General features: G+C 63.8%; 8 protein-coding genes. 4 read left to right on the top strand and 4 right to left on the bottom strand.

What is annotated here, in order from left to right; translation table 11 throughout:
- Positions 1-91: 91 nt before the first annotated feature.
- The 4 genes from FJ958_RS06580 to FJ958_RS06565 form a co-directional block, all read right to left on the bottom strand.
- Complete coding sequence (locus FJ958_RS06580; protein WP_140740859.1) at positions 92-937, bottom strand: DUF1194 domain-containing protein; 846 nt, start codon at positions 935-937, stop codon at positions 92-94.
- A 92-nt stretch (positions 938-1,029) separates the two neighbouring features.
- The gene (locus tag FJ958_RS06575) at positions 1,030-3,591 is read right to left on the bottom strand and encodes an FAD-dependent oxidoreductase (RefSeq protein ID WP_140740857.1); all 2,562 of its coding nucleotides are present in this window, start codon (positions 3,589-3,591) and stop codon (positions 1,030-1,032) included.
- A 258-nt stretch (positions 3,592-3,849) separates the two neighbouring features.
- Positions 3,850-4,113: a hypothetical protein gene (locus FJ958_RS06570; RefSeq protein WP_181176307.1), complete on the bottom strand. Its 264-nt coding sequence runs from the start codon at positions 4,111-4,113 to the stop codon at positions 3,850-3,852.
- Between the two features lie 244 nt (positions 4,114-4,357).
- Positions 4,358-6,922, bottom strand: coding sequence for a mechanosensitive ion channel family protein (locus FJ958_RS06565; protein ID WP_140740856.1), 2,565 nt, complete (start codon positions 6,920-6,922; stop codon positions 4,358-4,360).
- A gap of 216 nt (positions 6,923-7,138) precedes the next feature.
- Here FJ958_RS06565 and FJ958_RS06560 point away from each other — a divergent pair, with 216 nt between their 5' ends.
- Genes FJ958_RS06560 through FJ958_RS06545 form a run of 4 tightly spaced genes read left to right on the top strand, consistent with a single transcriptional unit; the run spans position 7,139 to position 12,318 of the window.
- Positions 7,139-8,398 carry a sarcosine oxidase subunit beta gene (locus FJ958_RS06560; protein ID WP_140740854.1) on the top strand — a complete coding sequence of 420 codons (1,260 nt, stop codon included), beginning with the start codon at positions 7,139-7,141 and terminating at the stop codon, positions 8,396-8,398.
- A gap of 38 nt (positions 8,399-8,436) precedes the next feature.
- Positions 8,437-8,733, top strand: a complete 297-nt coding sequence (locus tag FJ958_RS06555) for a sarcosine oxidase subunit delta (protein WP_140740852.1) — start codon at positions 8,437-8,439, stop codon at positions 8,731-8,733.
- Entirely contained in the window at positions 8,730-11,738 is a 3,009-nt protein-coding gene (locus tag FJ958_RS06550) for a sarcosine oxidase subunit alpha (RefSeq protein WP_140740850.1), read from the top strand. The genes FJ958_RS06555 and FJ958_RS06550 overlap by 4 nt, the downstream gene beginning before the upstream one ends.
- On the top strand, positions 11,731-12,318 hold the full coding sequence (locus tag FJ958_RS06545; protein ID WP_140740849.1) for a sarcosine oxidase subunit gamma: 588 nt from the start codon (positions 11,731-11,733) through the stop codon (positions 12,316-12,318). Before FJ958_RS06550 ends, FJ958_RS06545 begins: the two co-directional genes overlap by 8 nt.
- Positions 12,319-12,437 lie beyond the last annotated feature (119 nt).

Raw genomic sequence — 12,437 nt, 5'->3', positions numbered from 1 at the left:
CCGAAAAGTGTGACGCGGTTTTCTGACGACATCATGCTCTATCTCCTTGATTTAGAAGTGGATTCAGATTTCAGGTCGATTCGTTCGGGCTCTAGCGGCTGTCGAGCCCCCAGTTGCGGTTGCGCCACATTTTCTCGCCGATCTGACAGTCGACGGCGGGCCTGTCCTGCGCCAGCACCACTGGCGGATCGGCTGCTTCCGCCGCCCATTGCGGTGACGCCGAACCGGCAAGCTCGAGCACCAGCTTGCGGCGGATGGCTTCGGGAAATTGCGTCCAGTCGTTGACCGGGATCATGAAGGCTCCGGGGCCGCCGATGACGCAGTCGCTGTAGTAGCGGTCGAGATCGCTGACGTCATAGGCGCCGGAAAATCCGCCTCGGGTCATCAGCGGCAGGCCATTGATGACGATACCTTGCCTGACCAGACCGTCACGGATGAGATTGACCGGCGCGCCCTGGTTGTTGGGTCCGTCACCGGAAACGTCGATGACGCGCTTGGTCCCCTGGTAGCCGCTTTCGGCGAAAAGGTCGCTGCCGAATTCCAACGCGCCGGAGATCGAGGTGCGCCGCGCGCTGTCGGGCGGCTGGGCCGACAATTGGGCGACCACGCGCTCCGCGTCAGCGCGGTTGGCGATCACTGTCCAAGGCACGATGACGCGCTGCCAGCTGGTGCCGGCCCACTCGACATAGGTGACCGCGATCTTGCCGTAGGCGCCATCGGCGATGGCCTGCAGCACATTGTCATGCGTCAGCGCCGCCGCGTAGCCATGGCGCTGGATCTCGAGTTCGTCGGCCGACATCGACAGCGAGACGTCGACCGCCAGCACCAGTTCGACGTCGACCGGCTCGTCCGCGCGGGATCCGGGCGCCAGCCAGAGCATCAGCGCCAGCGTGGCGCAGCTCGAAAGGAAATGTCTTGCGCTCGGGAAAGCAGACATTCCTTGAGCGTAAGCGAAAACGGCCTGGTTAAAAAGACAAAAGCCCTGCTCTATGCCAGGCTTTTGCGATCAGTCCGTTGCTCCGCCCGCGATCAGCTTCGCGGCTTGAGGTTCTCCGGATCGTAGAGCGGCTTGTAGCCAACACTGGCCACTTCGACCGGATAGGTCTCGCCGAAATACTCCACCTCGAGCTTGCGGCCCTCCTGGGCATAGGCCCAGGGCAGGTAGGCGAGCGCGATGTTCTTGCCAATGGTCGGGCCATAGGCGACCGACGTCGTGAAGGAGCGGCGGCCGAGTTCGTCGACGAGCGTCTCGCCGGTTGCCGGATCCATCACAGGCATGATGCCGACGGGGTAGCGGGCAACACCCTTGCCGTCCTTGTTGTCGGTCATGACAAGCGTGCACAGCATGGCCGGCTGGTGCTCGCGGGCGCGATATTCCACATGCTTGGCCTTGCCGCAGAAATCGTTCTCCTTGACCTTCGGACGCGCGAGATCGGCTTCCAGCAAATTGTATTCCGTCAGCAGGTCGGCGTTCTGCAGGCGCAGGCTCTTTTCCATGCGGCGCGTGTTGGCGTAAGTCTCGACGCCGAATGGCATCACGCCGGTCGAGCGCAGCGCGTCCCAGACGGCCAGCCCATCCTCGTAGCGCATATGCAATTCCCAGCCCTGCTCGCCGACATAGGAGATGCGGAAAGCCGTGACGTCCTTGCCGCCGATCCGGATCGGCTTGATCGCGGCGAACGGGAAATTCTCCAGCGACAGCCCTTCGGGATTTTCGACCACCTTCTGTAAGGTCGTGCGGGCGTTCGGCCCCCAGATGCCAATGGTGACGTATTTTTCCGTCACATCGGTGATGGTGACGTCAAAACCTTTGTCCTGCGCCGTACGGCGCATGTACTGGAAGTCGCGCGGGCCAGCGTCGGCGCCGTCGATGACGCGGCAGCGGTCGGCCATGCGGATGACGGTGAAGTCGGCGCGCACCATGCCTTCCTCATCGAGGAAGTGGGTGTAGATGCCCTTGCCGATGTTGTTGTCGCCGCCGATCTTGGCCGCGCAGAGCCACTCCAGCAACGCGACGTGGTCAGGTCCTTCGACGTCATACATGGAGAAGTGCGACAGGTTGACGATGCCGCAATCCTCGCTCATCGCCAGATGCTCGGCGTTGGAGACACGCCAGAAATGGCGGTTGTCCCATTCGTTCTCGCGCACCGGCACCCGGTTGCCGTATTTTTCGAGCAGATGCTCGTTGGCGGCATAGCCATGCGCGCGCTCCCAGCCGCCCAGTTCCATGAAGTAGCCGCCGAGTTCCTTCTCGCGCTCCCAGAAGGGCGACCGGCGGATGTTGCGGCCCTTGGAGAACGGTTCGCGCGGATGCACCGCCGGATTGTAGACCTTCATCGCCGTTTCGGTGCAGCGATCCCAGATGAACTGCTCCTTGGTCTGGTGCGGGTAGAAGCGCGCATAGTCGATGGCGTGGTGGTCGATCGCGGTACGGCCGTCCGTCATCCAGTCGGCGATCAGCTTGCCCATGCCGGGACCGTCCTTGACCCAGATCGCGACGGCATACCAGAGACCCCTCACCTTCTGGCTCTCGCCCATGGACGGGCCGCCATCGGCCGTCACCTGCAGCAGGCCGTTAAAGGAATGGCTCTCATTGTAGCCGAGTTCGCCCAGGATCGGCGTCAGTTCCATCGCGCGTTCGAGCGGCGCCAGGATCTGTTCCATGTCGAGGTCGCGCTGCGAAGGCGACAAACGCGCCTGGTCCTTCTCAAGCAGGTCGCGCGGGTGGCAGAGACGCGGATTGGTCTCTTCGTAATAACCCCATTCGATCTGCCCGCCCTCGGCGGTCTTGGGATCGCCCGTGTCGCGCATATAGGCCGAGTTGCCCTGGTCGCGCAGCAACGGCCAGCCGATCTCCTTGCCGGTGCCGGCGAACTCATTGTAGGGTCCGAAGAAGGTCAGCGGATGGTCGATCGGCATAACCGGTAGGTCCTCGCCGACCATCTCCGCGATCAGCCGCCCCCAAATGCCGGCGCAGACGATGACATAGTCAGCCTCGATCGTGCCGCGATCGGTGACGACGGCGCTGATGCGGCCGTCCTTGACCACCAGCGACTTGGCCGGCGTGTTGGCGAAGGATTTCAGCTTGCCCGACGCTTCCGCCTGGTCGACAAGCTTGCCGGCGACAGTCTGCGAGCGCGGAATGACGAGACCGGCGTCCGGATCCCATAGGCCTCCCTGCACCATCTCCTGTTCGATGAGCGGGAATTTCTCCTTGATCTCGGCGGGCTCGATCAGGCGCGCGCGTGTTCCAAACGCTTTCGCCGAGGCGATCTTGCGCCTGATCTCGTCCATGCGGCTGTCGTCGCCGACGCGGGCAACCTCGAGACCGCCGATGCGGGCGTAGTGACCCATCTTCTCGTAGAAATCTATGGAATAGAGCGTCGTCCAGCAGGACAGGAAGTCGTGGCTGGTCGTGTAGCAGAAGTCGGAGGCGTGCGCCGTCGAGCCGATATCGGTCGGGATGCCCGACTTGTCGATGCCGACAATATCGTCCCAGCCTCGCTCGATCAAATGATAGGCGATCGATGCGCCAACAATACCGCCGAGGCCAATGATGACGACCTTCGCCTTTTTCGGAAACTCTGCCATTGCCCGCGACTCCAGTGTGATAAAGCGCGCGGACTATAGGGCCGAGCGATGGGGCTGATGAAGCCTGTTTGCGACATTCGGAAAAAGCCAAGCGACCAAGTCCACAGGACGTCGTTCACCCAGTGCTTGGAAGCCGACTCAAGAAAGCACCAAATCCTCGGATGCCGCGGCGGTATTTCCGCCATCATTGTTAACGACCGCCAGCGGAAACAACAAAAGGCCGAGCAATGCCCGGCCTTTCCAACCATGCCGCAGAGATTACTTTATGCGGCCAACGCCGCCTGAGATTTCGACGGTTTCCGAACCGGTCAGGGCTTCAAGATCGCCATTGGGCAAAGTGACGAAGCAGCCATTCTGGCAGAACTCGACGGTTTCCCCTCCTGCCAGCGCAAGTTCGGTCTTGCTACCGCCCTCCGTCACGATCAGCGTACGGGTCTCAGCGTCCTTGTTGACCGCGCTGGCGGCATGGGCCGAGCCGCTCACGGCGAGCAAGGCGACGGCAGCGACGAGAGACTTCCACATGGTGCAATATCGGTGTTCCCACCGCCCCTGTTGCATTTCGCAAGGCATTTTCGCCCTTTGCATGGAAGCTTATATGAGATGGAAGCTGAACCGCAACTGAATGCCGCATTCATGCCGCAATTGGCTTTGGCTTCCCCAGTGCAGGCTGCAGGCTGCAGGCGCACGCCGGCCCTGTTGATTTCAACACCGATCTGCACACGGCACTCCCCCGCGCCGATCGCGAACAACTGACCGGCTCCGAGATCTAGTCGGGATCGGGCTTGCGCGCCTTGCGTCCTGATTTGGCGGCTCGTTTCGCTTCGGCCGCGGCCTCCGCCTTCGCCTGTTCCTGCTCCACGAAATCGGCTTCGATCTTGTCGTCGTCAGTCGGCCAGGCCTTCGCATCCTTGGTCTCGACGACGGCACGCGGCGTCGAAGGGATTTCGATATGCTGGTCGTTGAATTTCTCGAGCACGGCGAAGCGGACGTCGTTCTGCACAATGTTGCCATTCATCACATCGGCCAGGAAAACCCTGATTTCGAATTCGAGCGCGGCCGCGCCGAAATTGGAAAACAGCACGAAAGGTTCGGGGTTCTTCAGCACCAGCGGATGGCTGCGCGCGATCTCGAGCAGGACGGCGTGGACCTGCTTGACGTCGCTGCCATAGGCGACACCGATCTTGATGTCGATGCGGCCGAGCTTGTTGCGGTGCGTCCAGTTGCCGACGGCGTTGTTGATCAGGTTTGAATTGGGCAGGATCACCGACTGCCGTTGAAATGTTTCGATCTCGGTGGCGCGCACGCTGATCTTCTTGACCGTGCCGCTGACGTCGCCGGCGACGATCCAGTCGCCGACCTTGAACGGCCGCTCGGCCAGCAGGATCAGGCCGGAGACGAAGTTGGACACCACATTCTGCAAGCCGAAGCCGATGCCAAGGGAAAGAGCGCCGGCGACCAGCGCCAGGCTGGAGAGGTCGATACCGGCGGCCGAGATACCGACCAGCGCCGCCAGCGCCACGCCGGCATAGCCGACCGCCAGCCGGATCGAGTTGCGCACCCCGGTATCGACCTTGCCGCGCGCCATCACCGAACCGTCGAGCCAGCCCTGGAACCAGCGCGTCAGGAAATAGCCGATGATGAAGACGACAATACCGGAGAGGATGCCGGTGACCGAAATCGTCACCGAACCGATGGTGACCCCGGTCGCCAGCTTGTAGGCCCAGGCCTGGATATCGCCCGGCTGGAAGCCCCACATCAGCAGGATCAGCGGCAGGAACACCAGCACGATCATCAGATTGATGGCGACGCTGACCACCAGGCCGAGTTGGTCGAGTGCGGTATCCTCATAGCTGGAATTGGCCGACAGCCAGCGCCCGACTGATGTGTTGGCGAAAGCGCCCTCCTCGCCGATCGCCTGCGCCGACAGGAAGCCGATATAGGCGGTGATGAGCGCGGTGCCGGTGACCACGACCTGCAGCGAGACGAACAGCGCGAGGCCGATATAGCCGAGCAAGGCGGCGACGATGGTGAAAAGGCCGAGTGCCAGCGACAGGTAGCGCAGCCATGCCGGCCACGGCCGCCAGCTTCCGTCGCGCGCCTTGAACGGCCGCAGCATCGCCATCAGGATCAGGATGACGCCGACGATAATGGTTGCGAGGAAACTGCGGGCGATGGTCAGCGACAGTGGCGAGCCCATCTTGTCGTTCACGATCGACAGGAAGGTGTTGAAGCTGATGACCACGGCCATGGCCGTGGCCAGGCGCACCAGCCAGCGTGCCGGCCCGGTTTCGACCGGAATGAGGCGCCAGTTCGGCAGGCGCGGCGACAGGGCCGCATTGGTCAGCCGGTTGACGCAGAACACCACGCCGATGACGGTCGCCAGCGCGTTGAGGAAGAGACCGATATCGCCGCGCAAAACGTTGTAATAATTGAAGAAGAAGATCGTCGACCCAAGAAAGGCGCCGACCGCCAGCGTGGGCAGCAGGGTCGACCAGAAAGCAACCGAGAGGCGGCTGAGATAGGACGGATCCTCGTTGGTCGGGTCAGCTTCGAACACCCGCCCGAACAGACGCCTGCCGCCGACCAGCAGCACCAGGGCCAGGCCGAGCGCGACGAAGGTCGCCGCAAGAATGGCCTGGAATTTGAACTTGAAGGCGAAGCTCAGCCAGGAAGACACCGCCTTGTAGAAATTGCCGAACTCGTCGCGGGCGTCCGAAAAGACCTGCGGGCTCAGCGCGTCCGACAGCACATAGCGCTTCGTCAAAAGATTGCGGAACAGCGCGCTGCGCATATTGCCGATCTTGTCGATCAGCCCGCTGATGCGGATCGACAGGGCCTGGGCTTGCGAAATGACAGCGTTGATCTCGGCCTTTTCCGACGTCAGCGCCTGGCGTTCAGTGCTCACGATATCGGGCTCGGGCGGCTGGCCCGCGCCGGGCAGCGGGCCGAGCTGCTGAACTCTGGCGTTGATCTCGGCAAGGCGGGTGCGGAAGGCAAGCGCGGTGTTCAGCGATTCGCGGGACAGTTCCTCAAGCTGCAGGCGGATGTCGACGAGACTTGAATCCTCCTCGCCGTCCTGCTGGATCTTCTTCTCGAAGCCATCGGTCTTCGCCGTCAGGTCCTTGATCATCTTCTGCTGATCGGCGATCAGGCCCGGGGGCGCCGGGCTGGCCGCGGGCGCCACCGGAGCCTGGCTGCCACCCGGCGCCGCCGGAACCTGGTTGCCACCTGGCGCCGCGGGACCCTGACCTGCCACCTGTGCGATGGCGCCGAGCGGCGCTGATGCGACAAGCGCGCAGACCAGAATCAGGCGGAACAATCGGAAAAGCATGATTTCTTGGCGACTCACGGGCGGCAAAGGCATTTGAAGTGCCCGTCCTTGATAAAGACGGCCATATCATGGAGCAAGCTGTCGCATCCGCCGCCTGTTTCCGCCCGATCGTCGATTCTTGAGTCGGCCAGTCGAAAGGCAATGGCGCAATATTGGCTTTGCGCATGCGGCCTGCTCTATAGTCTGCCGCATCGCCCGAAACGGACAACATGACACATGGCAGAGTACTCGGCCCTTTCGCTGCTCGCGAACGCGCTCAAGGGAAACAAGGACTGGAAGCCGGCCTGGCGCAAGCCGGACCCGAAGGCGTCCTATGACGTCATCATCATCGGTGGCGGCGGACACGGCCTGGCGACCGCCTACTATCTTGCCAAGGAGCACGGCATCTCCAATGTCGCGGTGCTCGAAAAGGGTTGGCTCGGCTCCGGCAATGTCGGCCGCAACACCACCGCCGTGCGCTCGAACTATCTGCTGCCGGCCAACACCCGCTTCTACGAACATTCGATGAAACTATGGGAGAACCTCTCGCACGAGCTTAACTACAACGTCATGTTCTCCCAGCGCGGCTGCCTGAATCTGGCGCATACGCCGGCCCAGTTCGATGACTATGCAAGGCGTGGCAACGCCATGCGCCATCTCGGCGTCGATGCGGAATTGATGACGCCGGCGGAGATCAAACGCCTCATCCCGGCGCTCGATATCTCCAACGAGGCGCGCTTTCCGGTGGTCGGCGGCCTGATGCAACGGCGCGCCGGCACCGCCCGTCACGATGCCGTCGCCTGGGGCTATGCGCGCGGCGCCGACCGGCGCGGCGTCGACATCATCGAGAATTGCGAAGTGACCGGCTTCCTGCGCGACGGCGGCCGCATCACCGGCGTCACCACCTCGCGCGGCGATATCAGGGCCAAGAAGGTGGCGGTCGCGGTGGCCGGCAGCACCGGACGCGTCATGCAGCTGGCCGGCGTCGAGACGATGCCGATCGAGAGCCATGTGCTGCAGGCCTTCGTCACCGAATCGCTGAAGCCCTTCATCGACACCGTCGTGACCTTCGGCATGGGCCATTTCTACATGTCGCAATCCGACAAGGGCGGCCTTGTCTATGGCGGCGACATCGACGGCTACAATAGCTACGCCCAGCGCGGCAACCTGCCCATCGTCGACGAGGTGATGAGCGAGATGCTGGCGCTGTTTCCGGGTCTTGCCCGCGTGCGCATGCTGCGCTCCTGGGGTGGCGTCTGCGACATGTCGATGGACGGTTCGCCGATCATCACCACAGGTCCCCTGCCCGGCATGTATCTCAATTGCGGCTGGTGCTATGGCGGCTTCAAGGCAACGCCGGCCTCAGGCTGGTGCTTTGCCTGGACCATCGCCAAGGATGAGCCGCACGACTTCAATGCCGCCTTCACGCTCGACCGCTTCCATCGCGGCCTGGTGATCGACGACAAGGGTCAGGGCGCCAACCCCAGGCTTCACTAGCAAGGCTTCATTAAGCAAGGCTTCATCAGGAATATACCGTGCTGATCACCTGTCCCTATTGCGGCCCGCGCGACGTCATCGAGTTCACCTATCAGGGTGACGGCAACCGCGAGCGTCCCGACCCCGCCTCGCAGAATTTCGAGGCGTGGAATGCCTATGTCTACGACCGGCTGAACCCGGCCGGCGACCACAACGAGATCTGGCAGCATTCCGGCGGTTGCCGTGCGCATCTGCGGGTCGTGCGCAACACGCTGACGCATGAGATTTCCAGCGTCGCCTTCGTGCGCGGTGACCATGCATCGGCCGCGCGCCGCAAGGCGGAGGGCCAGTCATGAGCCCGCGCCGCACCGACACCGGCGGCCGCATCGATCGACTGAAGACGATCCGCTTCACCTTCGACGGCGTGGCCTACACCGGCCATGCCGGCGACACGCTGGCCTCCGCGCTGCTGGCCAAGGGCGTCACCCTTTTCGGACGCTCGTTCAAATACCACCGCCCGCGCGGCCTGCTCACCGCTGGGGTCGAGGAGCCGAACGCGCTGGTGACGGTGCTGAAGGGCGAGGTTCGCGAGCCAAACATTCCGGCGACCATGGTCGAGATCCATGATGGGCTGCTCGCCGTCAGCCAGAACCGCTTCCCGTCGCTCGCCTGGGACATCCATGCCGCCAATCAGCTTGGCGGCAAGATCCTGTCGGCCGGCTTCTACTACAAGACCTTCATGGGGCCGGTTTTCGGTCCGCTGAAGGGCACGCGTTTCTGGATGTTCTGCGAGCACTTCATCCGCCGCGCCGCCGGCCTCGGCAGCGCCGGATCGGCGAAGGATCCGGCCCGCTACGAGCGCATGAACGCCTTCTGCGACGTGCTGGTGGTCGGCTCCGGCCCCGCCGGCCTGATGGCCGCCAAAGCGGCCGCCGATCAAGGCGCCCGCGTCATCCTGGCCGATCTCGAGCCGCGTTTCGGCGGTTCGGCCAACTGGTCCGATGAGACCATCGACGGCACGCCGGCAACCGATTGGGTGCGGCGCACCGTCGCCCAGCTTGAGGGCCGCGACAATGTCCGGCTTCTGCCGCGAACCACGGTCTGGGGTTATTACGACAACAACACGCTTGCCGCGCTCGAGCGGGTCAGCGACCACAAGGAACAGCCGTCTAAGGGCGAGCCACGCCATCGCTACTGGGCGATCCGCGCCAGATCGGTGGTGCTGGCCACCGGCGCCTTCGAGCGCCCCTTGGTTTTCCCGGGCAATGACAGGCCGGGCGTGATGCTGGCGCATGCGGCGGAACGCTACGCCAACGAGTTTGGCGTGCTGCCGGGCGAGCGGATCGCGCTGTTCACCAACAATGACAGCGCCTACCGGGCGGCCGTCGCGTTGAAGAAAGCGGGGGCCGCGGTCGTCGCCATCGCCGACGTCAGATCAGAACTTTCAGCCGAGATGCGCAGCCTCGCCACGGAAGCGGAAGCCGAAATCTTTGCCGGCCATGCCGTCGTCGCGACCGAGGGCGGCAAGACGCTGTCGGGCATCAAGGTTCAGCGCTTCGACATGGTCACGGGCGCGCTCACCGGCGATGCGCGCAGCATCCATGCCGACTGCCTGCTGATGTCGGGCGGCTGGTCGCCGACCATCCATCTGGCCAGCCAGGCCGGTGCGAAAGCGGAATGGGATGCCGCGCGGCAAGCCTTCCTGCCGCCGAAGCCAACGCGGCAGTGGCCAACACAGCAGTGGATTGGAGCCGGCGCCTTCACCGGCAGTTTTTCCACCGTCGAGGCGATCGCCGAAGGCCGTGCCGCCGGCCTTGCGGCAGCCGGTGGAACCGGCACCCCGGCGGCATTGCCCACTGTCGAAGCCGTACCCGGCGAACCCGACCCGGCGCCGGTGTTCGAGATCAGGGCCAAGGGCAAGAGCTTTGTCGACTTCCAGCACGACGTGACGGCGGAGGATGTCCGGCTGGCGCATCGCGAAGGCTTTGTCTCGGTCGAGCATCTGAAGCGCTACACGACGCTTGGCATGGCGACCGACCAGGGCAAGAGCTCCAATGTTCCCGGCCTCGCCATCATGGCCGAAGCCCTGGGCAAGCCGATCCCGGAAGTGGGCACGACGCGCTTCCGGCCGCCCTTCGCGCCGGTTTCGATCGGTTCGCTGGCGGCGGAACGTTTCGGCGACCTGAAGCCCGAACGGCTGACGCCGATGCACGACTGGCATGTCGACCATGGCGCGACGCTGTATTCCGCCGGCCTCTGGTACCGGCCGATGATCTACGGCCACGCCGGCGAAACGGTCGAGCAGGCCTATGTGCGCGAGGCCAGGGCGACGCGCGAAAGCGCCGGCATTGTGGACGTCTCGACGCTGGGCAAGATCGCGGTCCAGGGCCCCGATGCCGCGGCATTCCTCGACCGCGTCTATACCAACATGTTTTCAACGCTCGCCGTAGGCAAGGCGCGCTACGGGCTGATGCTGCGCGAGGACGGCTTTGCCTTCGACGACGGCACCACCTGGCGGCTCGGCGAACAGGATTTCCTCATGACCACCACCACGGCCAATGCCGGCAAGGTGATGCAGCATCTGGAGTATTTCCTCGATGTGATCTGGCCGGAACTGAAGGTCCACGTCACCTCGGTGACCGACGAATGGGCGGGGGCCGCGATCGGCGGGCCAAAGGCCAGGCAGATCCTCGCCGCCTGCGTCACCGGCACATCGGTCGACAACGCCGCCTTGCCTTTCATGGGCATTGTCCACGGTGAAATAGCAGGCGTACCGGTGATGATTTGCCGGCTATCCTTCTCGGGTGAAATGGCCTTCGAGGTCTATTGCGGCGCCGGCCACGGCACCTATGTCTGGGAGGCGCTGATCGAGGCCGGCAAGCCGTTCGGGCTGGTCACCTATGGGCTCGAGGCACTGGGCACCATGCGCATCGAGAAGGGCCATGTCACCGGCGCCGAGATCGACGGCCGCACCACGGCGCGCGACCTGCATCTCGACTGGATGCTGTCGAAGAAGAAGCCGTTCATCGGCTCGGCGATGATGGACCGCGAAGGCCTGATCGCGTCCGACCGTCTGGAACTGGTTGGCCTGATCGCGCTGGACAACCGGCCGCTCAATGGCGGTTCGCACATTGTCGAGGAGATCGACGAAGCCAATCCGCACGGCTCGATCGGCCACATCACCGCCTGCTGCTACTCGCCGGCGCTCGGCAAGCATATCGCGCTGGCGCTGGTCAAGGGCGGCAAGGCCAGGCACGGCACGCGTGCCCACGTCTCCGATCCCCTGCGCAATCGCTTCGGGCCGGTGGAGATCGTCTCCAACCATTTCTACGATCCGGAAGGGACCCGCATGCATGGTTGAGCGCCAATCCCCCCTCGAGCCGGAGTTTCACGTCGGCTCGCATGGCAATTTCGAACATGGCGTCGAGATCCTCCTGACCGAAACGAGCCCGGGCTCGATCGTGCAGCTCGCCGCATGGCCGGGCGAGGAGAAGAGACTGATGGCGGCCATCGGCGCCGTCACCGGGCTCGTGTTGCCTGATGGCGCCGGCGGCGGCCTGAGTAACGGCGTGAAATCGGTGTTCGGCTTCGCGCCGGGAAAGTTCACGGTTGTCGATGAGGCCGAAGGGCTGGCCGCCGCCTTTTCAAAGGTGGTAACGCCGGACATCGGCACGGTGACGGACCTGTCGCATGGCCGCACCGCCATTCGCATTGCCGGGCCGAAGGCCGAATGGGTGCTGGCGAAATTCTTTGCCATCGACTTCGCGCTGCCGGCCTTCCCCATAGGCGCTGGCCGCTCGACTGCGCATCACGATGTCTTTGCCCAGATCCAGCGCACCGGCGCCGATCAGTTCGACATCCATGTCTTCCGCTCCTTCGCGCGTTCGTTCTGGAAGGCGCTTCGCCATGCCAGCGAGGAAGTCGGCTACGAAGTGCAATAGATGATGTGACCGGATGGCCGCTCCGCCGCGGCTTCTGGCCTCAAGGCCAGCCGGTTCTGCCGCTAGAGAATCCCGCCGCAGGCGCCCATGGTGGAAAACGTGGGCCGCCCAACCGGTCC

The sequence above is a fragment of the Mesorhizobium sp. B2-3-5 genome (assembly GCF_006442395.1).
GTDB lineage: Bacteria > Pseudomonadota > Alphaproteobacteria > Rhizobiales > Rhizobiaceae > Mesorhizobium.
Note: the sequence above shows the minus strand (reverse complement) of the source record. Positions and strands in the feature narration are given on the sequence as shown.